Source organism: Streptomyces sp. NPDC038707, assembly GCF_040636485.1.
In the GTDB taxonomy this organism is placed as follows: Bacteria; Actinomycetota; Actinomycetes; order Streptomycetales; family Streptomycetaceae; genus Streptomyces.
This window is the reverse complement of the sequence record NZ_JBEZUP010000032.1, coordinates 64,105-85,325: the sequence shown is the minus strand read 5'-3', so window position 1 is coordinate 85,325 and position 21,221 is coordinate 64,105. Positions and strand designations below refer to the sequence as shown.

16 protein-coding genes and 8 pseudogenes are annotated in these 21,221 nt (G+C 69.2%); 10 read left to right on the top strand and 14 right to left on the bottom strand.

All coding sequences use genetic code 11. From position 1 onward, the window contains the following. The first annotated feature begins 81 nt into the window (after positions 1-81). Both AB0E62_RS31800 and AB0E62_RS31795 read left to right on the top strand, forming a co-directional pair. A pseudogene (locus tag AB0E62_RS31800) lies at positions 82-617 on the top strand (YbhB/YbcL family Raf kinase inhibitor-like protein). A 33-nt stretch (positions 618-650) separates the two neighbouring features. Then, entirely contained in the window at positions 651-1,547 is an 897-nt protein-coding gene (locus tag AB0E62_RS31795) for a hypothetical protein (RefSeq protein WP_362201580.1), read from the top strand. Positions 1,548-1,687: 140 nt separating this feature from the next. On the opposite strand, the gene AB0E62_RS31790 is transcribed toward AB0E62_RS31795, so the two are convergent. After that, a complete protein-coding gene (locus AB0E62_RS31790; RefSeq protein WP_362201600.1) occupies positions 1,688-2,029 on the bottom strand; it encodes a transposase in 342 nt (113 codons plus the stop codon). Between the two features lie 229 nt (positions 2,030-2,258). Further along, a pseudogene (locus AB0E62_RS31785) lies at positions 2,259-2,750 on the bottom strand (winged helix-turn-helix domain-containing protein); the annotation flags it as partial. A gap of 209 nt (positions 2,751-2,959) precedes the next feature. On the opposite strand from AB0E62_RS31785, the gene AB0E62_RS31780 reads away from it, so the two are divergent. Next, complete coding sequence (locus AB0E62_RS31780; protein WP_362201597.1) at positions 2,960-3,736, top strand: IS5 family transposase; 777 nt, start codon at positions 2,960-2,962, stop codon at positions 3,734-3,736. Here the strand turns inward: AB0E62_RS31780 and AB0E62_RS31775 are convergent. The 3 genes and pseudogenes from AB0E62_RS31775 to AB0E62_RS31765 form a co-directional block, all read right to left on the bottom strand. Beyond that, positions 3,672-4,171: pseudogene (locus tag AB0E62_RS31775) on the bottom strand (hypothetical protein). The gene AB0E62_RS31780 and the pseudogene AB0E62_RS31775 sit on opposite strands and share 65 nt — an antisense overlap. A gap of 188 nt (positions 4,172-4,359) precedes the next feature. Next, positions 4,360-4,869, bottom strand: coding sequence for a hypothetical protein (locus tag AB0E62_RS31770; protein WP_362201577.1), 510 nt, complete (start codon positions 4,867-4,869; stop codon positions 4,360-4,362). 45 nt (positions 4,870-4,914) lie between these two features. Beyond that, positions 4,915-6,387, bottom strand: coding sequence for an NF041680 family putative transposase (locus AB0E62_RS31765; protein WP_362201574.1), 1,473 nt, complete (start codon positions 6,385-6,387; stop codon positions 4,915-4,917). 1,524 nt (positions 6,388-7,911) lie between these two features. On the opposite strand from AB0E62_RS31765, the pseudogene AB0E62_RS31760 reads away from it, so the two are divergent. Next, positions 7,912-8,229 (top strand): annotated as a pseudogene (locus AB0E62_RS31760) (transposase); the annotation flags it as partial. Positions 8,230-8,240: 11 nt separating this feature from the next. On the opposite strand, the pseudogene AB0E62_RS31755 reads toward AB0E62_RS31760, so the two are convergent. The 3 genes and pseudogenes from AB0E62_RS31755 to AB0E62_RS31745 form a co-directional block, all read right to left on the bottom strand. Beyond that, positions 8,241-8,732, bottom strand: a pseudogene (locus AB0E62_RS31755) (transposase); the annotation flags it as partial. Positions 8,733-8,993: 261 nt separating this feature from the next. Beyond that, positions 8,994-9,410: an ester cyclase gene (locus AB0E62_RS31750; protein ID WP_362201571.1), complete on the bottom strand. Its 417-nt coding sequence runs from the start codon at positions 9,408-9,410 to the stop codon at positions 8,994-8,996. 134 nt (positions 9,411-9,544) lie between these two features. After that, entirely contained in the window at positions 9,545-10,336 is a 792-nt protein-coding gene (locus tag AB0E62_RS31745) for an MBL fold metallo-hydrolase (protein WP_362201568.1), read from the bottom strand. A 93-nt stretch (positions 10,337-10,429) separates the two neighbouring features. Here AB0E62_RS31745 and AB0E62_RS31740 point away from each other — a divergent pair, with 93 nt between their 5' ends. Next, complete coding sequence (locus AB0E62_RS31740; protein WP_362201565.1) at positions 10,430-11,032, top strand: ABATE domain-containing protein; 603 nt, start codon at positions 10,430-10,432, stop codon at positions 11,030-11,032. A gap of 203 nt (positions 11,033-11,235) precedes the next feature. On the opposite strand, the gene AB0E62_RS31735 is transcribed toward AB0E62_RS31740, so the two are convergent. The 6 genes and pseudogenes from AB0E62_RS31735 to AB0E62_RS31710 form a co-directional block, all read right to left on the bottom strand. Beyond that, a protein-coding gene (locus AB0E62_RS31735) for an IS5 family transposase (protein WP_362201562.1) occupies positions 11,236-12,080 on the bottom strand; the annotation gives its coding sequence in 2 pieces (ribosomal slippage) (positions 11,236-11,741 and positions 11,741-12,080; 846 coding nt in all). Between the two features lie 83 nt (positions 12,081-12,163). Continuing rightward, positions 12,164-12,370, bottom strand: a complete 207-nt coding sequence (locus AB0E62_RS31730) for a cold-shock protein (protein ID WP_362201559.1) — start codon at positions 12,368-12,370, stop codon at positions 12,164-12,166. Positions 12,371-12,599: 229 nt separating this feature from the next. Next, positions 12,600-13,010: a hypothetical protein gene (locus tag AB0E62_RS31725; RefSeq protein ID WP_362201556.1), complete on the bottom strand. Its 411-nt coding sequence runs from the start codon at positions 13,008-13,010 to the stop codon at positions 12,600-12,602. 183 nt (positions 13,011-13,193) lie between these two features. Beyond that, complete coding sequence (locus tag AB0E62_RS31720) at positions 13,194-14,018, bottom strand: hypothetical protein (protein WP_362201553.1); 825 nt, start codon at positions 14,016-14,018, stop codon at positions 13,194-13,196. A 1,569-nt stretch (positions 14,019-15,587) separates the two neighbouring features. After that, positions 15,588-16,157: a hypothetical protein gene (locus AB0E62_RS31715; protein WP_362201550.1), complete on the bottom strand. Its 570-nt coding sequence runs from the start codon at positions 16,155-16,157 to the stop codon at positions 15,588-15,590. Positions 16,158-16,555: 398 nt separating this feature from the next. Then, positions 16,556-17,285: pseudogene (locus tag AB0E62_RS31710) on the bottom strand (helix-turn-helix domain-containing protein); the annotation flags it as partial. Between the two features lie 60 nt (positions 17,286-17,345). Between AB0E62_RS31710 and AB0E62_RS31705 the strand changes: the two are divergent. The 5 genes and pseudogenes from AB0E62_RS31705 to AB0E62_RS31685 all read left to right on the top strand — a co-directional run. After that, positions 17,346-17,630: pseudogene (locus AB0E62_RS31705) on the top strand (LysE family transporter); the annotation flags it as partial. Positions 17,631-18,171: 541 nt separating this feature from the next. After that, a pseudogene (locus AB0E62_RS31700) lies at positions 18,172-19,178 on the top strand (DUF6192 family protein). 2 nt (positions 19,179-19,180) lie between these two features. Further along, the gene (locus AB0E62_RS31695) at positions 19,181-19,600 is read left to right on the top strand and encodes a RacP protein (RefSeq protein ID WP_362201547.1); all 420 of its coding nucleotides are present in this window, start codon (positions 19,181-19,183) and stop codon (positions 19,598-19,600) included. Positions 19,601-19,654: 54 nt separating this feature from the next. After that, positions 19,655-20,503, top strand: coding sequence for an IS5 family transposase (locus AB0E62_RS31690; RefSeq protein WP_362201544.1), 849 nt, complete (start codon positions 19,655-19,657; stop codon positions 20,501-20,503). 44 nt (positions 20,504-20,547) lie between these two features. Further along, entirely contained in the window at positions 20,548-21,150 is a 603-nt protein-coding gene (locus tag AB0E62_RS31685; protein ID WP_362201541.1) for a DinB family protein, read from the top strand. Positions 21,151-21,221 lie beyond the last annotated feature (71 nt).

Sequence of the window (21,221 nt, the reverse complement as noted above, 5' to 3'; positions counted from 1 at the left end):
TCTCAAGATAATCGATTATTCGTGTTACGGTCGATTCAGGAGCCGATGAGGGACGTCCTCGTCCGGAAAGGAACGACAGCTGTGCCTGCCAACGACCCCTTCGCCCGCCTCCCCCAGGCGGTCTCGTTCACCGTCACCAGCACCACCGTCACCGACGGCGCCGCGTGGCCGCCCGAGCAGCACTCCTCCGGCCTGCCCGGCGGGAAGGACACATTCCCGCAGCTGTCCTGGAGCGGCGCCCCGGACGGCACCAAGAGCTATGCCGTCACCGTCTACGACCCCGACGCCCCCACCGGGTCCGGGTTCTGGCACTGGGCGGTCGCCGACATCCCCGCCGTCGTCACCGAGCTGCCCGAGGGTGCCGGCGACGACACCGGCTCACAACTGCCCGAGGGCGCCTACCAGTTACCCAACGACGCCCGCATGGCCCGCCACATCGGCGCGCCGCCCCGTGGGCCGGACACGGCCCGCACCGTTACTTCGTCGTCGCGCACGCCCTCGACATCCCCGCGACAGGTGTCCCGGCCGACGCCACACCGGCCGTACTCGGCTTCACCATGGCCGGTCACACCCTCGGACGCGCCGTGCTGATCGCCACCGCCGAAACACTCGCCTGACAGCGCCGCCCGACTCCCGGAGACACCACCGCCATGCACCTCGACACTCTTCCCGACGACGCCCCCACCGGCGACGGCCCGATGGACCTGAACGCCGTCCGCGACGTCAGCCGCGCCGTCAGCGCCGCCCATCTGTTCATCTATCTCGTCCCCGAGACAGCCGAGGAGGCGGCCGAGCTCGGCGTGACCGACCGCGGGCCGGCGTATCTGGCCTTCCGGTCGGCCGCGATGGGCGCGGTTCCGTGGCAGGTCACGCTCGCGGCCTTCTACAACTTCAGCCCGCAGGCCGTGCGGGCCATGGCGGGCGTGTGGGACGCCGCGCCGCCGGAGCGGTGGCAGGCCGCCCGCTTCCTTGCCGCCGGCCGCGCGATGCGGCGCGTCAACGTACATTTCACGGATGACCACCTTGCCGAGGCGCGCTCGCTGATCGACCCGGTCGTCGCCGGTGCCGACTACGCCGGCAAGGTGCTGGCCGCCGCGAACGCCTCGGTCGCGCTTCCCCCCGATCCTCTCGTCGCACTCTGGCAGCAGATCACGGTGGCGCGCGAGTGGCGCGGCGACGCCCATCTCGTCGTACTCGCCGACAACGGCCTCGGGCCCTGCGACTGCCTCGTTCTGCACACCGCAACCGGCGGCCTCCCCACAGCTCTGGCGCGAGCAACCCGCCGGTGGGACGACGAGGAGTGGAGCGCGGCGACGGCACGCCTCGTCGCGCGCGGCTGGCTCGACTCCCACGGCGTGGTCACCGACGCTGGCAGCGCGGCACGCGAGCGCATCGAAGTGGAGACAGACGAGCACTGCGCCGCGCTATGGGCACCGATCGGCAACGCAGGCGCCCGCCGCTTCGCCTCGCTGATCGCGCCGATCACCAACGCGTTCACCGCAACAGGGATGTTTCAGGCCATTCGCGGACAATCCGATCTCGCATGAACGGTCCGTTGTACGAGCAAGATCAACAGCAGGCCACCGAACCCTCATCGGACCCGGATTCGTTCCCAGAACCCGTTCTCACGCAAAGCGGGACGGACCCCCTTCTACTGAGCTTGAACTCGTGATGTCGTCTTCGGTGATCAGGGGTTGATGGTCAGTCCTGTCTCGGCAAGGCAGCCGTTTATGAGGTGGCTGCGGTACTGGATGTGGCGGAGACCGCGCCGGATGCGCTGGACGAGGTGTTCGGGAGTGCTGAAGGCGACGTTGGAGAGCCAGCCGCGCCGTAGCAGGGACCAGATGCCTTCGACGGGGTTGAGGCCGGGTGCGTAGGGCGGCAGGTGGTAGATGGTCAGCCAGTCCTGGGATGCCGCCCGTTCCCGCAGGTCGGCGGTCTTGTGGACATTGAGATTGTCCCAGACGAGCGGATCGGGCCGTCGGGCTGCTGGTGTGCTGCGGTCAGCAGGTCGCGGTAGTCGCGCCAGGAAAAGCTCTTGCGTCCGTCGCGATCGCGTCGTCGCGGCGGGGCCGGTAGATCAGCCTCGAGCGGTGGCCGGGTCTGTAGCAGGTCAACGCGGCGACGGAGATGCGCCTGCGGGAGCGGCCGCGGACCCGCACCACCGGGGTACGGCCACGCAGCGACCAGATCTTCGCGTGCGGCGGCGTCATGGAGAAGCCCGGCTTCGTCCTCGAAGGCGAGGCAGGCTCCATGGGCCGCCGCGAGTCTTCCGCGCAGGGCCAGGTCTCCTTCACCCAGCCGGCCACGGCATCGTCGTCGCGTTCCAGGGCCCGGCGGGCGGGGACCTGGCAGGACCAGCCGTTGCGCACCAGCAGCTTGCGCACGCCCTGGATGGTGTAAGTCAGGTGGAAGCGCCGGCCGATCACGGTTTTGATCCGGCCCAGGGTCCCGCGCTGGTCCTCCCAGCCGTGCGCGACAGGTCCCTTGGCCAGCTCCGCCTCCAGCTGCGCGAACTGCCTCTCGCTCAGCCTCGGCAGCGACGCCGGTCCCTGTGACCGCAGAGCACGCGGCCCGCCCTCGTCCCACGCCCGCCGCCACCGCTGCACCGACCGGTCACTGACGCGCAGGTCTTTGGCGATCACCGAACTCGCCTCGCCCCGGGCGAACCGCTCGGCCGCCTGAAGCCGTAACTCCTCGCGGAACTGCTGCCGCTCGGCGGTCAGCCCGCCCCCTTGTGGATACCGCATGCCCCGGTGATGCCGCAGGCGACTGCCGCCCGTCAGCCCCTACGACACCACGAGTTCAACCTCAGTAACTGACTGTTCTCTATCCGGCTGGGTGGTCGACGGTTTCGAACAGGAGCCTGGTTCGGGTGAGTCTGTCGGTGTGGACGCATGGAAGAAGGGCCTCTTGGTAGCTCGCGGATGTCGAGTCCAGCGAGGAGCAAGAGGCCCTGCTGCCGGTGCCGGGATGGCTGGCCGGCCGAGGCGGGCGGCCGGAGGGCTACTGCCACCGGCAGATGATCGACGCGGTGCGCTACCTCGTCGACAACGGCATCAAGTGGCGGGCGATGCCCGCGGACTTCCCGCCCTGGCCGCGCGTGTACGCCTTCTTCTTCCGCTGGCGGGATGCGGGACTGGTCGCCGAGCTGCACGACCGGCTGCGGGAGACCGTCCGCCGGGCCGAGGGCCGTGACCGGGAGCCGAGTGCGGGGGTCATCGACTCGCAGTCGGTGAAGGCGGACGCCACCGTCAGGCCCGCCACACGCGGTTTCGACGCGGGAAAGAAGGTCAACGGACGCAAGCGGCACCTGCTCACCGACTCCCTCGGACTGCTGCTGGTCGTGCTGGTCACACCGGCGTCGACCACCGACCGGGACGCCGCCCGCATCCTCCTGCCGGCGGCCAGGGACCGTTTCGGGCGGCTGGCACGAGTGTGGGCCGACGGCGGCTACACCGGCCACCTCGTCGACTGGAGCGCAGCCCAGCTCGATATCGCCCTCGACGTGGTCCGCCGCAGCGACGACACGCAAGGGTTCCAGGTGCTGCCCCGCCGGTGGGTCGTGGAAAGATCGTTCGCCTGGCTTCTGCGCAGCCGGCGCCTGGTCCGGGACTACGAACGCCGCCCCGACATCAGCGAAGCCGTCGTTCTGTGGTCGATGACCATGCTCATGAGCCGCCGCCTGGCCGCCCGGCATCAGTGTCCCGCTGCGAAGGCGGGACAGGCAGCGTGAACCTGGCCGGTCTCGCCTCGACCAGCCAGCCGCTTCAGCCGTGCCCTGGCGCCTTCGACGCGGGAAGCGGACGCACTGTCCCAGCCCAGCACCACCGCCGCCCGTCGGGCTCCGAGCCCGTCGTCTCCCGCCTCGGCCGCGGCGGCCATCAACGCCTGATAGTCCGGCGACAACTCCGTCACCTCGCGCGCGTGTCGCCGGTGAGGCACCGCCCGGCGCGGTCCGACCGCCTTCCTCTGCGACACCTCGCCGACCACATCGGCGGGTGCATTCTCCTCGGCCAGCGCCTCCAGATACTGCTCCAGGCCGATCACCCGGTGCCGGTGCACCTCCTTCCGCCTCCGCCAGAGCCGCCCGCACCCGTCCCAACTCGGCTTGAAATTGCTTCACCTGCGCGGCTGCGGCCTTCTGCCGCGTCTCCAGCACCGCCCGCATCGACGGCATCCACGACCTCCACGACTCCTCGTCCGGCAACACGTCCAGGCTCCCGCAGCAGCAGCCACTTCACGCCTGACCAGCGAAAACAAACACACGAGGTTCGGAAAGAGAACAGCCTCTTAGCTTGTCATTTAACGTCTGTCCGGTGCTCGGCCAGCTGGGTAGGTGGGCCCATCGGCGCATCGTCACTCTTGGGCAGCCACCCCGAGGTCATGGCGCATAGCGGTCCTCATGGCCCGGAGCATGTCCCAGATCTCCGCTTGAGCCTGGACCGCAGTAGCCATCGTCTCCCCAGGTTCGGGCTCTTGTCGCTCAAGGCGTTTGACCTGGCCATAGACCTTGTTCAGGGCTTGATTAACTTCACTCGCGCGTGCGAGCACCCCGTCGGGAGCGATCATCTGCGCTTCGGAGTGTCTGTCGCGGTGGACTCTCTTTGCGTCATCGAGTGCCTCCCTGTCTGCCTCCTCAACACCGCGTTCCCGCATGACATGCAGATGGCGGTTGAGTGCCGTGGTGAACTGGCGTGCATCCCGATTGAGCTCCATGTAGCAGGTGCGCCGGAGGAGTAGGTTCTCGCGGACCGCCTCGTGGTCTCGAAGCAGCTCTATCTCACGACGTTTTGCCCGTTCGGAGGCGCGTTGGGTGAGGAACGATCCCCCCAATGTCCCAGCCACACCTGCCACCGCGATGATCACCGAACCAAGATCCACAGATCCCCCTCGAAGCCGTTTGCAGTCACATCACCCACTGCTCACTGCCTCACTGTCAAGCAACAGACCGCTGGTGCGTCGGGGTTTCGTACCGACTTTGTGGTGAGCGGGTCGGCTGAACGCTTCGCCGGTGGCGAGGACTCTGCCCACGTCGTGTCGGGTGGCCGGGCGGCGGTTCTTCGAGCCCGGTGGCCTGCCTGGTCCGGGGCGGGAGCGTTTCGGTACACCAGCACCAGCTGGGGTGCCGACCTTCGCCCGTAGGTTCCTGAACCCTCTGCGGACGCGTGAGGGTGTCAGCTTGTTCGGCTCGATCGGCTTCTCCCAGGGCCTGCGGAGGTCGGTGGCCAGCGGGCGGGCGAGCCGGAGCTGGGCATAGGCAGCGATCACGAGCCAGGTCCACCGGTCGGCCGCTTCCGAGTTGCGAAGCCGGGGCTTGGTCCACCCGAGGGTCTGCTTGGACAGGCGGAATGTGTGCTCGTTGTCGAAGCGGCGGAGGAAGGACTGCCAGCAGCGGTTGACGTCCGCTTCGGTGGCGCCGGTGCGTGCCCACCACGGCCAGACGGGCTTGTTGACCCCGCCGCTGGGCAGTTTCTCCACGGCCAGGCGGATGACGGTGCCCTCGATGATGGGCAGCGGGCCGTCGTGGTCGAGCCATGCGGCCCGTCGGGTCAGCCGCGGGTGCAGCCGGTCCCACGCCTGCGCGGTCGCCTTCCCGTAGAGCCGGGTGTCCGTGACCGTCACGGCCCGCTCGGTGCCCCAGGTTGCGGGGTCGCCGAAGACGAACTCGCCGCCGTGCTTGGGTGGTCGGCCCCCCTTGGGGTTGGCCAGGTGAAACTCTTGGCGGGAGGGTGTCGGCTGGCGCATCACCCGGTCTGAACGGAGCCGGCCGAGGACCTCGACGGGCAGGTCACCCAGCAGGTGGGCGATGCGCGGGGCGTCGTATCCGGCGTCCAGCACGACGAGGACCTCCGGATCGCCCGGCCGCCACTGGCCGGCGGCTACCAGCCGCTCGATTACCTCACGGATCTGCACAGTGGTCACCGCGGCGACGTCGGCGCCGGGCTCCAGGCGGACCGCGTCCAGAACCGCCGTCCAGGACGTGCGGCCGGCCTCCAGCGCGGCCACCACCGAGTATGGCCAGCCGGGCACCATCTGGTGCTTGCCCTCACCCCGCCCGAAGGTGTGGCAAAAGGCCCGGACAGCACACGTGTTCGCGTCCGGTCGCAGCCATGGCGAGACATCCGCCGCCAGTACGAGCCGACCGTCCGCCGCCCGTGGCAAGGGCATCCCGACCAGTGCACGACGCAGCCGGGCGACGTCGATCCGGCCCTGGTTGAGACCGCCGTACAGAGCCCCGTGCCCACGGCGGTGTTCGGGCGCGAGTGCGAGATCGACCAGTGTCCGCACCGGCCCGTCTGTGCACAGCAGCGCGTCGCATAACTCGAACAAGGCGTCGCCCCACATGGTCAGACACGCGTAGAGCTCCGACCGGAAGTGTGACACTTCCGCGAACGCATGCCGCAGGACGCCCTGATGTACCGAACTCACGACCACGGCCTCCGCGCTGATCCACTCTGTGACGGAGCGCAGGATCAGACGAAGACCGCCTACACGTCCGCCGAACTGCGAAAGCGTTGATCAAGTTCGAGCCGCGTTCGACGCCGGACGTTAAACGACAAGCTTAGGTGTCGGCTTGGCGGTGTCTGCGCCAGTGTGGCCACCTCTGTGCGCGTGCGCTGAAGAAGGGCTACTGAGCGGCGACGGTGAGGGACAGCCGCCAGGAGATGCCGAACTTCTGCCACGATGAGGGGTGCAAGGAGGGGACCGATTCTGCCGCTTTTCACCCGGCTCCGGCGGCCATGGCCGCGAGGTGGGCATGCGCCAACACGGCCAGGTGATGTGCCTCATCCAGCCGCTGTAGCAACGCACTTCGTACGGGTCGAGGACGCATTCGTCCCTTGCGGCCTGGAGGGCTTCCTCAAAGCTCGATGGCGCTGTCCAAGGTGCGTAGGGGGCAGCACACATCGACCAGGTCGAAGTGGCGGAAGCATCTGGTGATCCCCGCAGCTGGGGCGGTGATACATCGTGCGTGCGATCCGGCCGCAGACATCGGCCCACAAGGTGCCTCCCCCGGTGGTCAGCGATGACGGTGGCTTTCATCGCGCTCTGCCCTTCTCGCTTTGACATGAATGCCCGCCTGCCGTCGCGGCCGGCGGTCGGCCGTCCAACTCGAAGCTCGGTGGCGTCCAGCCGCAGTTCGACACCCTCGGACTGAGCAGGGTGAACGCGTCTCCAGCGCCCGAAGCCGCAGACCATGCCTGTCGGTACAACAAGGCCCCGCTCCGCCAACAGCCGGTGCATCTCGCCGACGGCCCGGGTGACGGTCTAGCGTTCGACACCCAGAACCACGTGCGGCGGATCGTGCCGGAGGTGGATCAGCGCCCACCAGTCGGTCCACGGACAAGCCGGTACCGAGCCCTCCGTGATCCATCAAGCGCACACCCCAACGGGCCTCCGCCGCAGTTGCCCCCGGGCCGGGCCAACTCCTCCACCACCGATGTCAGAAGCTCCGTCGAGATGTAGGGCTCGTCAGGCCCTTCGGCAAAAGTTCCGACGGACGGAACAGGGTAATGTCCGGGCATGCCGACGTGCTCCGCCGTACGGCTGACGCCGATCTGTCGCCGGGGTGTCGGCACCGTTCCCGTTGTCCGAAAGGCCCGCGCCGACCTCCTTGAAGCACGCCCCGCTCAGCCCGAGCGAATCTGGAACCAGGCCAAACGGGTGACGGCAGTACGGACCGTGGAACCGGATCTACGATCTGTTCCGCCGGTGGCAGCGCAACGGCACCTGGCACCGGATCCTCACCCGGCTCCAGTCCTTGGCCGACGTGGCCGGTGCGATCACATGGGACCTGAGTGTCGACTCCACGGTCTGCCGTGCCACCAGCATGCGGCTGGAGCCCGCAATCAGGGCGACCTTCAGAAAGAGCCGCCGAGCGGTGTGTTCACGGAGCCCGGAGACCACGGGCTGGGACGCTCGCGCGGCAGGTTCACGACCAAGCTGCACCTGGCTGTCGAGCAAGGTCAAAAGCCCATGTCGATCGTGGTCACGGCTGGGCAGCGCGGCGACTCGCCGCAGTTCGAGCCTGTGCTGGAGAAGGTCCGCGTGCCTCGCATCGGGCCGGGCCGGCCACGCGTCCGCCCCAGCAGGGTCCGCGCGGACAAGGTGTACGCCTCCCGCAAGAACCGTGCCTACCTGCGCCGCCGGGGGATCCGCTGCGCCATTCCCGACAAGACCGACCAGGCACGCGGCCGTCAGAAGCTCGGCTCCCGCGGTGGCCGGCCGCCGCATCCGGTCTGTGGGCGAATGTGCCGGAAGTCGCGGCGGACGCGGGCGGGAGTGAGCCTGTCCGCAGGGCTGGGTTTCTCCCAGGGGTGGCGTCGGTCGGCTGCGAGTGGGCGGGCGAGGCGGAGTTGGGTGTAGGCGGCGAGGATGAGCCAGGTCCAGCGGTCGGCGGCCTCGGGTGTGCGGATCTTTGGAGTGGTCCAGCCGAGGGTCTGCTTGAACAGCCAGAAGGTGTGTTCGATGTCGAAGCATCGCAGGTAGGCCTGCTAGAGGCGGTCGGCGGCGTCCGCCGCGGTGGCGTCGGTGCCTGACCACCACAGCCAGACCGGCTTCGATGTCGCTCCGCTGGGCAGGTGGTCGATGTCCAGGCGGACCACCGTCCCCTCGACGACGGGGAGGGTGCCGTCGGCGACTGCCCAGGAGGGGCGGTGGTGAGCCCGGTCCCAGGCTCGGGCCCTGGCGGTGCCGTAAAGACGTGTGCCGGTGACGGTCTCGGTGTCTGGGTGCCCGAGGAGGACGACGGCAGAGCGCCGAGGCCCTCGGTCATCGCGCTCGTATAGCTGCGGCGAAGGACATGTAGCGCTGCGTGATCGTTACGGCCAGGGCGGTGCCCGGCCCGCGCGGCCCGCCGGGCGATGCGGCATCGGCCAGAAGGGGACGCCGCGGGTCTCGGTGTGGGCAGCCGGAGCGTTTCGCTCCACGCGCGCGCCGTTGGTGTGCGGCGGTGGAGGGGCGCAGGGTGTGGCCCTGTCACGGCCGTGTCGTCAGGCGGTGGAGCCGGCCGTGAGCTGGTTCATGATGTCGGCCAGGTTGTAGTGGGCCCGCTTTTCGATGATCTTCCCGTCCTTGAATGTGAACAGGTTGAACATGGAGAAACGTACGTGCGCTCCGCGTGGGGGGATGCCGTAGTAGTCGCCGCCCTGGTCTCCTTCGACCACGACGTAGGCGCCGACCTTGTCGGCTTCGGCGACGGTGTCGAGGACCGTCAGGCGGATGCCGGGAAAGGCGTCGACGTGCTTCTTCTCCGCGTCGATGAACCCTGCGGCACCGGGCCGGGGGCTGTCGATCTGGGGGTAGAAGACGAAGTCCGGGTGGAACATGCCGGTGAGCGTGTCGTAGTCGCCCTGCTGAAGGGCCTGGTAGAAGCGGTGCACGAGGCCGGCGTTGGTTCCGGTGGACATGTGATCGGGTCCTTCTCTGTCGTTCCGGCACGGCGCAGGGGACGCCGCGGGGGGTTGCTCCCAGGGTCGGGGCTGGGCGTGTGGGGAGCCCCGACCCTGGTGCGAGGTCTCGGTTCCCGAGTGGCGGTCCGGGCTCAGGCGCGCTGCACCCAGTCCTGGTCCAGGCGGTCGGTCAGGCCCGCGGCGGCGAAGGCTGCCTCCAACTCGTCGCGGCCCTCGGTGAAGTGGGCCCAGCTGTCGTGGTGGACCGGGACGACGCGGCGGGCGTCGAGAATCCGGGTGGCCTCGGCGGCCTGGGCGCTGTCCAGGACGACCGGTCGGCCGTCGAAGAGCATGGGGAAGCGGGGTGCTCCGGCGAACAGGAGGGCGGTGTCGATCGGGGCGAAGCGGTCGGCGATCTCCCTGACCGCGTCGAGCGAGGCGTTGTCGCCGCTGACGTAGACCGTCGGCAGGCCCTCGCCCGTCAGGACGAAGCCGACGACTTGGCCGGCGAAGGGCTCGATCTGCTCACGCGCGCCGGGGCCGTGGATGGCGGGGACCCCGGTCACGGTGATGGTGCCGCCGCCCGGTCGCTCCAGCTCGATGGACTCCCAGTCGGCCAGGCCCTTGGCCTTCGCCCCGAGGCGCTCGCCGCCGCCGGGGGTGGTGAGGGTGAGGGGGACGTCGGCGAGCAGGGCGCGGCCGGAGGTGTCGAGGTTGTCGGCGTGCTCGTCGTGGGAGAGCAGGACCACGTCGATGGGGCCGAGCTCGGCAGAGGAAGTGGCGGAGGGGGCGGTCTTTGTCAGGGTCGGGCCACCGGGCGAGGCGTAGTCGCCGGGGCCGTCGAAGGTCGGGTCGGTCAGGAAGCGCAGGCCGCCGTACTCGAACAGGGCGGTCGGACCGCCGAACGTGCGGACCGGGAACTGGTTGGCGTTGAGCTGGGACATCACATCTCCGTTTGTCACGAAAAAAACCTGCGGTTAGCGTGATTCCAGGCTAGGCAGGCGTCACGGAAAAACGCAAGCGCTACCATGAGAGGCATGGACGACACCCTGGCCCCCGACGTGGCACCGACCGCCCTGCCCCCGGCACCGGGTGCCGACCGGTACCGCTCCCTGGCCTTCGCCGACACCGCCGCCACCCTGCCCGCCAGCCAGAGCTACGACCTGCTCGCCGCCCCGGAATCCGCCATGCGCTGGCTCGCCGCCCACGACCTGACCACCCCGGACGTGCAGCTGTACGAGGTGTGCGCACAGCGGATGCGCACGCTGCGCGCCCACATCCGCGCCCTGTTCGCCGCCCGCGTCGACACCACCACCCCGCCCGAGGAATCCCTGCGCGCGGTGAACGAGGCCCTCACGGCCGTGCCCACCGCTCCCCTCCTCGCCTGGGACGGGGCCCGGGGGCTGCGCCGCGTCCAGGCGCACCCCACCGACCAGGCCGTCAACCACGCACTGGCGACCCTCGCCGCCGACGCCGCCGACCTGCTCACCGGTCCCGACGCCGACATCCTCGCCGCCTGCGGATCAGCCCCCTGCGACCGGTTCCTCCTGCGCACCCACGGCCGGCGCCACTGGTGCTCCACACGCTGCGGCGACCGTGCCCGCGCCGCCCGCGCCCGGCGCGGCGGTGCCTCGGACTGACGCACCACCTCCCAGGTCCTCCTGCGGACCGCCCGGCAGCCACGCGAAACACCTCCAGCGGGCTCGGTTGCCGACCGACAGCCGGGCACTCGATCACTGAAGATCACTACTTCGGCTCCGCCGCCGCACGGGCGGCGAGTACGTCGAGCAGATCCGGCCCGACCTGATGCCGGAGCACCTCTTCAAGGACCGCATCGTGCGTATCAACGGGGCCGCGGCCCGTCTCCGCTTCTGGCGCGATCGACCGCCCGCTGGAGCCGACGCAGACGTATGAGGCTGCAGACCAGGTCGAGCAGGCCCTGGTGGAGATCGGCGCGTCGTTCGTAGCGGGTACGGAGCCGTTTGAACTGGTGGAGCCAGGCGAAAGCGCGCTCGACCACCCAGCGCACCTTGCCCAGTCCGGAGCCGTGGGAGACACCGCGCCGGGCGATCAGGGGCTTGATGCCGCGCTTCCACAGCAGGCGGCGGTACTTGTCGAAGTCGTATCCCCGGTCGGTGTACAGATGCCCGGGTTTGCGGCGGGGGCGTCCCCGCAGGCCCCGGATCGGCGGGACGGCGTCCAGCAGAGGCAGGAGCCGGGTGACGTCGTGCCGGTTGCCGCCGGTGAGAGTGACGGCAAGCGGGGTTCCGTGGCGGTCGACAATCAGGTGGTGCTTGGAACCGGGACGGGTCCGGTCGACGGGCGAGGGGCCGACGTGATCCCCCCTTTGAGGGCCCGGACATGCGAGCCGTCCACGGAGCAGTCGTCCAGGTCCAGCAGGCCGACGCTACGAAGCTCGGTCAACAAAGCAGCATGCAGGCGAGGCCAGACGCCGACCTCGGTCCAGTCCCGCAGCCGACGCCAGGCCGCCACCCCGGAGCAGCCCACCGTCTCGGCCGGGACATCGCGCCACGCGACACCGGTCCGCAGCACGAACAGGATTCCGGCGAGCGCCACACGGTCGGGAACACACAGCCGTCCGGGATACCGGCGGCGCCGTTCGGGAGCAGGCGGCAGCAGCGGAGCCACCCGCTCCCACAGGTCGTCAGGAGCAAGATCAGCACGCACCCGGACACCATGCCGATCAAGATCGCCGGCCACAAGATCCGAAGCCCAACTCATTCTGAAACGATCAGTAAGTCCGGCACGCCTCAACGTTGGGGAACCACGTTCTCCGCCTGGGGCCCTTTCGGGCCTTGGGTGATCGAGTACTCAACCCGCTGGTTCTCCTCCAGTGACTGGTAGCCACTGGCCTGGATGGCGCTGAAGTGCACGAACACATCCGGGCCCCCGTCATCTTGGGCGATGAAACCGTAGCCCTTGTCAGCGTTGAACCACTTCACCGTGCCCTGTGCCATCGCCCTGCCTCCGTCTGCTGTGTTGCGGCGTCACAGCGTGCGCTGACCGACGCCCTGAAGTGGTTCGGCCACCGGATCATGCCCCCTTGCCCTACGCCTCCAATCCTGCCAGCGGAGACCTGTGATGTCGGCCTCAGACACAGCTATCGAGGCAGCGAGGTCAACTGGGAGCAGCTGCGCGCCGTGGAGAAGGGCGGCCCGGGGCGCGGGCGTTCTTCTTGTGTGGCGCTCAGGCTTGCCCGGCCGGCTCCCACAGGGGTCGGGCGCGCCCGGTGCCGTCGCAGTGGAAGCACCGGCCGCCTCCCGGCGTGCTGCGGGCGTCGATGATGCCGGCGGCGTGGCGGAAGGGCCGGGTGAGGCCGATGATGTGGGCCTCGTGGATCGGGAGCTCCTGCCGTCTGCCGAGCGTGACCTCCAGCGCGACGCCGGGGCCGGTGAAGTGGGCGTGCATGCCCCCGGTGATCGAGCTGAGCGTCTCGTTCAGTTCGTGCATCGTCTCCGCGCTGGACAGTTGCACGCGGGCCACGAGGACGGTGTCGGTGGCCGCGGCGAAGGACAGCAGTGCGACCGGGCGGGCGAGCGGCCCGAGGTGGCCCACGGGGGCGGGGGTGTGCTGGAGCTGGGACAGGGCGTGCCACAACTCGCCCGGCAGATCCTGGGGTGCGGTCTCTTCTCGGGCCGCGTCTCATACGGCCTGTGTAGGGCCTGCGGTGGGCTGGTGCCGTCCGCTGGTCCCGTCCGTCCCGCCCGGTGGAGCGATGACTTTGGTACCGGTCCCGCTGTGCGGCCTGGCGGCTGCCGACCGCACAGCGGCCTTGTGCGGTCAGGCCCGCCGACGGAACCAGCCGCGGCCCCGGCCCGGCCCGGGCTCGTCCTGCGGCTCCGGCGGAGCGGCGGACTCGAGGCGGGCGGCTTCCTCGCGGACGACGTCGTCGGCGCGGCACGGGCCGCACACGGACTTGTCCCCGGCTCGTACGGCGGTCCGGTGCACGGTGATCTCCTCCCAGCGTTCGTCCGTGAACTTCTGCCCGCAGCGCCTGCACACCGGGCGCTGCGCCTCCCGCTGTGCGGCGCGGCGCCGCCTGTCCTCCGCGCTGGCGCGGGCCTCCTGGGCGCGGTAGAGGGCGTGGCCGTCTGGGTTGTCGAGCGCGTCCGTCAGCGACTGCTCCCCGGTCCGTCCCAGCCGCCGCCACACCGCCGCACCGGCGCCGTGCTCCGTCAGCTGCTCCAGGGTGGTGACGACGATCGGCACCGCCTGGCGGTAGTCCCGCGCGGTGACCGCCTTCGCATAGAGGGTGTCGTACCGGCGCGGCGCCCAATAACGGCGGCCGGCCTCCTCGAGGACCTGCACCGTGCTGGCGACCTTCGCGGTCGTGGTGTCCGCGAACACGAACGCCACCGGGACCAGCCCCTCCCGGCCGATCGGCGGGTAGACCCGGAGCCACAGCCGCTGCTCGTGGTCGACCAGCTGGTCGATCGCGTCCGGCCGGGAGCGGACCAGGTCCACGGTGCGCTTGTCCGCGTCCTTCGGCAGCAGCCGGCCCCACTCCCAGTACCGACGCAGCTTGACGACCAGGCTGTGCGCGTCCTCGGAGCGGCGGTCGATCTCCACCAGGAGCACCGGCACCCCGGCCTCCGGCGCCCGCACCACCAGATCCGCCGCTGCACGTAGCCGCCTGCGAGCTGGTGCCCGACCTCGGTCTGGAAGCCGGGTCGATGGCCGATCCCTGCGCGGTGGAGTTCGGCGGCCGTCGAGGTGACCGCCGCGGCGTGGTCGTCGTAGCCGGCACCGAGCAGCTTCCCGGTGACCAGGTCGTACTTCTTCTCCCGCAGCGCCGAGACCCGTATGCCCTTCGGCTCCAGCAGCTTCTTCGCCTCTCCGTGTCCTCGCCGGGTCAGCACACACACCTGCCGCTGGTCCTCCTGCATCGACTCGATCCTCACCAGGCGGTGGTCCCGAAGGACGGCGACCCGCGCCAGGATCACGGCGCGGGTCGGCCAGGTGCCGCCGCATTTCAACGCTCACTGAACATGAGCCATGCGCCAGCGCAGAAGACACAACCTGATCAGCACCGCCCGCTACGTGACAAAACTGCACGTCAGAAGACCACGAACGACCTGACACCCCATAAACGCACTGCCACCGAGGCACCCGCTCGGCCTGACCACGAGCAACCAAAGCCGCGCACCAAACTAATCAGCCCAGGCCAGACCACACACCTATGATCACAAACACCGCTCCTGGACAGTGACGGCCAGGACCCGCGCGCTGAAAGGGGGCCGTGTCCCCGGCAGGGCAGATGCCGGGGACACGGCCCTCAGTGCTGTTCTGGGGCGACGCGGGCCAGGACGCTCGCCAGCTCGTCGGCAGCCGCGAGCAGCCGCTCGCAGGACTCGGGGCCGGTGGCCGCCTGCCGTCCGGCGCAGAACCCGAGCACAGGGATGACGCGCTGGACAGCGGGCGGCCGTGCTGGCCGGGGTCCGGCGGGCGCTCCGGTCGCTCTCAGTGCGCGGGACCCGGTAACCTAAAATCGACTTTCCCGAAAGATTCCGGTACCCCCTACAACGGCGAGCTCTCGGTCACTCCGGAGCAGGGGGTTCTGAGGGAGGGGGAGGTCGGCTCCTCCGCGGTTGTTGAAGGGACTGCTGATCGGGAGTTGGCCGAGCAGGCCGCTGGCTGTTCCCGGGCCCTCTGTGGTCGCGCCGCGGGGGGGGCGCTGCTGTGACCGTTGCCGCAGGTGTTGTTGTAAGACGGGGATCCGAGGACGATGACGCCGCCCGCTGCTGCGGGCGTAGCAGACGCCAGGCAAGACGCCAGGCAGGCCCAGGCGGCAGCGGTGGCGGCGATGAGTGGTGCGATAGTCCGTCGGTGTGGCATGGCCTGCAGACGACACAGAAGTGCGGTGCGTCACCCTCGGTCAGCGCTGCCCCGCCATCCCCCAGATGCCGGTCACGGACCTGTGGCGACGCACGCGTGTGGTCTGGTCGGCCCTGTACTGCCTGGCGCGGCGGACATTGCGGGAAAAGAGGTAACAGGCACCTCCTGCCGCGCCGGTCGCGGGGCCGGGATCGTGGTGGGCAGGGAGATCACACACCTGGACGGGCCCGGTCCCGTCGCCGCCGTCATCAGCTCGATCGGCGGGAAGCTGCGCGCGATGGAGAAGGGCCGGCGCTCCCCGCTCGCATCGCTGCGCCCGGCACCGGCACCCCGCCGGCTTCAGAGCAGGATGGTGGTGGTGACCGCGCCACTAGTCGCCTGAAGGCCGCCCGGCTCCGCGCACGCCGTCAGATCGGTGTTGGGCAAAGCACGCGTCTGCACCACTGTGGAGCCCTGGAACAGGCCCCCCACGACACTTCCTTCAGAAACCAGCACGGTGGTGCCGTCAGGCTTGACGTTCACGACGAACTCACTCTCCACCACGCTGCTCTGACCCGTGTTCCACCGGATGGTGTTGCGAGAGGTGCTGCTGCCGGCCGTGCAGCTGAGCACTCCCTGACCGGCACCGGAGAAGGTGCCGCCCACGATCTGCGGGTTGGTCAGCGACACACAGCCGCCCAACGTGCCACTGACGGTGAAATCGACTTGTTGCGGTACGAACGTCAGGCCGGGGTTGAACTTGGTCACCTGGACGCCCAAGGTGCAGGTGATGTCCACCAGCGCCTGGGCTGAGGTGGATACGGACGGCGTATCGGCGGCTGCGACGGACGTCGTCCCGAACGCTGCCAGAGAGCCCACCGACAGGACCGCGGCGGTCGCAGAGACCGCCCTGCGGAGAGAACTGCGCATTTCACTTACCTCCGGTGAAAGACGGGCTGGAACGAACCCGCCCCAGACCGTGAGCCACTCCTCCCTGTGCCGGGGCGGATAGCTGGAAATCGTGAGTCGCGGCTACCGATGATTAGCACCCCGACCACCAGACGCCATAGCCCGATCAGGCCAGCGCACAATGCCCGACCCCACCCATAACGAGCGCCCCCCGTTACATTCTCCGCGGTCCCGCAGCAGGGCCGCTGGCCCCCGGACCCGACACGCCTGCCCCTCTGCCGCGCGGGTCACCTGGGAGGTCACCCACACTCACAGCCGCCGAGCATGCGACCCCGCGGAGACTGAACGGAGGACCCGGAGCGGACGCCGGTCCCCCGCTACCCGCCGAACACCCCAAGGCCGACAGGGAGCAGCTGCGCGATGCCCTTGCGGCGCCGGTCGACACCCCACAGCTTGTCGTCGCCGACGGGGTAACAACCATGGAAGTAGCTGATGCCGTGGGTGCGGCGGTAGGTGGCAGGCAGCCGGTCGGGGCGGCTCTGTCCGGCCCAGCAGGAGCCGGCGGTGGGACGGATGCCCAGTGGCCCGAACTCGTCGAAGGCAAACGTGTGGACAGGACGCTCGTTGACCGCGTACTCGATCCGGGCCAGCTTGGCGTCGAAGGCCGAGTCCGGAGACTCCTTCCAGGTCTTCGTTCGCTGGAACGTGATCCCGTGGCGGGCCAGTAAGCACCGCAGGGCCTCGCGGCCGATCCGGACGGGCCTGGCTATGTTCCGGCGCAGGTGGTCGGCAAGTTTGCGGACCGCCCAGCGGGTGAAGGGGTTGCCCAACACCGTCGGACGGGTGGTGGCCGTCTGGATGACGAAGTCCTCGTCGTCACTGCTCAGCAGGCGGGGACGGCCTCCCGCCCACTGGGGGTTGAGGCATGCAAGCCCGATCTCGTTGAAGCGGTGGATCACGTCTCGGACGGTGCCCTCGTCCGCCTGGATCAGCCGCGCGATCACCGGGACCGTGCTGTCGCTGGCCGAGGCCGGCAGCATCATCGCCCGCCCGAAACCGCACCGAGCTCGTACTGCCCCGCCGAACAATCCGCTGGAGCTTCTGCCCCTCCTGCTCCGTCAGCCTCCGGACCCTGACTGGTTGCGCCATCCCGCCTCCCCCTGCTGGTTGGAAGCGACATCGCTTCCAACCAGCACAACGAGCAACCCGGTGAACCTATGCGGTCACAGCACTAGCCTGGTTGGGCATGCAGGCGATCAGGCACCGGCGGGCAGGGCTCCCAGGCCCAGAATCCGCCATAGCCGGCACCGAAGCGTCCGCAGGTGCGTCCGTACGAGAACACACGCGACTGCTGTCCTGCGCCAAGGCTTCGTCGTCGAGGTCACCAACCCGAAGTCCGCGGTCTTCTTCATCGCCGTGCTCCCACAGTTCGTCGACCCGGCAAACGGTCCCGTGCCCATGCAAAGGCTCGTCCTGGGCTGTGTGTTCGCCGTGGCGACCCTCAGTGCGTGTTTCTAAGCCCCGGTTCTGAGTAGCCTGGAGCCCTACGCTGGCGTGGTGTCCGCGGGCGCCGGTCGGGCTGAGGAAAGGAACTGCCGGGCTTGTGGTGAACGGCTGAGGCCGGACGCCCGGCCTGGGGCCGTGTTCTGTTCGTCGGTGTGTCGGTCCAGGCAGTGGCGGAAGGAACGGCGGCTGCGCAAGCGCCTGGCGGCTGTCCGGGGCGAGGCCGGCGAGGTGGTGTGCCCGGAGTGCGAGGCCCGCTGGGTGGCTGGCGTCGATCGCCGTTCGGATGCCGTGTACTGCTCCCGGCGGTGTGTGGTGAGGGCTTGGCGGCGTCGGAAGGAAGCGTTCGTGGATCGGTCACAGTGACTGCTGAGCGAACGCATCGTGAGTCCAACTCCGGTCACGAAGTGGTTATTTTCGGTCGTTCGTTGTGATCTTAGGATTTTCGGTCTGACTCTCGGTTGCGGACGCGGGCCCTGTCCCGTCGCGGCGAAGTGCCGTGCCCGGGTCCGCACTTGGGGTGGTGAGAGCCATGTCCGAGGAGACCGAGAAGGTCGGTTCCGTCAGCCAGTCCCGCTATGACGAGATCGTGGCCGAGCTGCGGCAGGTCGTCGAACAGCAGACGCGGGGCTCGTTCACGATCGGGGACCGCGCACTGGAGATCGAGCCGATGCGTGAGCGCGGTGGCCAGCATGCGGCGCCGGGTCAGGAGCTGTTCACGGTCCGCGAGACGCTGTTCCGTCTGGCCGAGGACATCGGCCTGGCCTACAAGACGGTGGAAAGTGCCAGGTGGACGGCGTCGCGGTGGCCGGACGAACACCGCCAGGCGGGGTGTCGTTCCGGGTCCACCGGATCCTGGGGCAGATCGAGAACGAAGCGGAGCGATTCGCGACCATCGCCAAACCTCCCGCGGGCAAGTCGCGGTGGACGGTGGACGAGGCCAACCGCAGGGTGGGCCGCCAGGTCGAACGCCCGACGTCGCCGCAGGAGAAGATTACGGCGATCCACTCCCTGGCCCGGGACGAAGAGGTCGCCGCGACGGTGACCACGGACTTCCTGAAACGGCCGACGGTCGCGGCCAAGGTCCCGGCCGCAGAGAAGGTCCGGGTGGTGGAGGAGTTCACCCGGGACGAGTCTGTGGCCACGACTGCGGTGACCGGACTGCTGCGCAGGCCGGACGTCGCCTTCAAGGCGATGAGCGATGACACCGCACGCTTCCAGGTCAACCAGGCCCAGGCCGAACGCGGCCGGCAGGCCCGCGAGGACTTCGACCGCACCAGCCCCGTCGCCCCGGCGATCCGCGCGATCGACCGGTCGGTGGAGTTCCTGGACCTCGTCACCGCCTGCCACGCCTTCGTCGCCGCGGCCGGCCGGACCGTTCCCGGCCTGCGCGACCGCACCCTGAACGACGACGAACGCACGATCGTGCACCAGAACGTCGCCAAGGTGCGGGCCACCCTGGACTGGATCGAACAGGCCGTCGACACGGGCAAGGTCGACATGGACGACGAGCTGGCCCGTCTACTGAAGGGCGAGTAGGCATGCCCCGCGCCTCACGGCGCCGGGGCGATGCAGCCAGACGCCACGCGGACACCCTCCGGTTCGTTCTGTTCGAGGCCAGACCCGCCGGCCTCGAATTCCATCAGCTGGTACGGGCCAGCGACCTGAGCCCGAGCCAGGTCCGCTCGGGACTGGCCGCGTTGAAGGACCAGGCCGCCGAGCGGGGCTGGCACCCGCTGACCTGGAACAGGGCAGCCGGCTACCAGCTCGGAGCCGAGCGGCCGGTGCTGGAGGCGTACGAACGGGCGGTGGTCAGGGAGAAGCTGACCGAGTTCCGCCGGTTCATCACCGGCACAGTCGCCCCACACGCAGCCGCCCACCTGAACGACAAGTGGGTCAAGCACATCGTCGCCCAGCTCAACTCCATCGAATCCACCCTCGACCTCATTGCCAGCTCCTGACCTGCGGCGGGACCGCCCTGCAGGGCGGTCCCGCCACGCTCGAAGGCCCTCGTCATGCGTCGACGCCGCTATCCCTCGGACACCACGAACGCCGAATGGGCCCTGCTCGAACCGCTGCTGCCCACCCCGGCCTGCGAGACCAGCAAAGGCGGCCGTCCGGAGAAGCACCCCCGCCGAGAGATCGTCGACGCCATCCGCTACGTCGTGGATACCGGATGCAAATGGCGGGCTCTGCCTGCGGATTTCCCGCCCTGGCGCACGGTCTGGGGGTTCATGGCCCGCTGGGCTGCAGCCGGGATCATCGGCCAGATCTGCGACCACCTCGTCGGGCGGATCCGCCGCGACATGGGCAAAGGACCCCGGGCGGTGGCCATCGTGATCGACTCCCAGAGCGTGAAGGCCGCAGAGACCGTCTCCAAGGCCACCCGCGGCTACGACGCGGGCAAGAAAATCAACGGCCGCAAGCGCCACCTGGTCGTCGACACCCGCGGCCTGCCCTTGATGGTCATGGTCACCCCCGCCGACCTGCACGACGCCGCCGCGGCAAAGGAAGTCCTGTTCCGCCTGCGCCTGATGCACCCCGAGATCACGATCGTGTGGGCCGACTCGGCCTACGCCGGAAAGCTCGTCGACTGGGCGAAACAGCACCTCAACCTCACCATCAAGCCGGTCAGCCGTCCCAAGGACGCCTCCGGTTTCGTCGTGCTGCCCCGCCGCTGGGTCGTCGAGAGGTCGCTCGCGTGGATGATGCACGCCCGCCGCCACGCGAGGGACTACGAACGGCTCATCCAGCACTCCGAGACCCTGATCACCTGGGCAGCCATCACCCTCATGACCAGACGCCTTGCCCGAAGAGGCGCCACCCCCAGCTGGCCGAGGAAGCCCGCACCAGCCAGCGGCTGACCACCACTTGAGTGCACTAGCCGCACATGACAGGCTCATGGCCCATGATCGATGACTTCGCGAAAGAGTATCTGCACAACGATCTGCGAGAGATTCGCAAAGCGATGCTCTGGAAGCTCGACGGGCTGAGCGAGTACGACGTCCGCCGCCCCCTGACTTCGACGGGCACCAACCTTCTTGGCTTGGTCAAGCACCTGTCGCTCTGGGAGTCCAGGTACTTCGGCGAGGTCTTCGACCGACCGTTTCCCGAGCCCCTGCCCCGGTGGGACGACGCCGAGGCGCGTGGCGCCGACATGTGGGCCACTGAACAGGAGACACGCGAGCAGATCACCAACCGCTATCGTCGCGTATGGGAGCACTCAGACGCGACGATCAATGCCCTCGTCATTGACTCCCCCGGCTACGTGCCCTGGTGGCCACGCCCCAACGTGAAGCTGTTCAACATCCTGGTCCACATGCTCACCGAGACCAGCCGGCACGCCGGTCACGCCGACATCCTGCGCGAACACCTCGACGGCTCGACAGGGACAGCGGCCGAATACGCGACCCCGGACCACGACGCGGCCTTCTGGGAAGCGCAACACGCGAAGATCGAGCGAGCCGCCAAAACAGCAGCCGATGCCAGATCTGACGGCATTGGCTGTTGACGATCCTCTGCCCCTCAGCCTGGACAGCTCTTGGAATCGGCCGCCAACCAACCCCTGATCCGCAACGCCGC

Coding starts and splice junctions, on each gene's coding strand:
- AB0E62_RS31685 (WP_362201541.1), top strand. CDS start 20,548: ATGATCGATGACTTCGCGAAAGAGTATCTGCACAACGATCTGCGAGAG.
- AB0E62_RS31695 (WP_362201547.1), top strand. CDS start 19,181: ATGCCCCGCGCCTCACGGCGCCGGGGCGATGCAGCCAGACGCCACGCG.
- AB0E62_RS31740 (WP_362201565.1), top strand. CDS start 10,430: ATGGACGACACCCTGGCCCCCGACGTGGCACCGACCGCCCTGCCCCCG.
- AB0E62_RS31730 (WP_362201559.1), bottom strand. CDS start 12,370: ATGGCACAGGGCACGGTGAAGTGGTTCAACGCTGACAAGGGCTACGGT.
- AB0E62_RS31795 (WP_362201580.1), top strand. CDS start 651: ATGCACCTCGACACTCTTCCCGACGACGCCCCCACCGGCGACGGCCCG.
- AB0E62_RS31715 (WP_362201550.1), bottom strand. CDS start 16,157: ATGCGCAGTTCTCTCCGCAGGGCGGTCTCTGCGACCGCCGCGGTCCTG.
- AB0E62_RS31750 (WP_362201571.1), bottom strand. CDS start 9,410: ATGTCCACCGGAACCAACGCCGGCCTCGTGCACCGCTTCTACCAGGCC.
- AB0E62_RS31690 (WP_362201544.1), top strand. CDS start 19,655: ATGCGTCGACGCCGCTATCCCTCGGACACCACGAACGCCGAATGGGCC.
- AB0E62_RS31745 (WP_362201568.1), bottom strand. CDS start 10,336: ATGTCCCAGCTCAACGCCAACCAGTTCCCGGTCCGCACGTTCGGCGGT.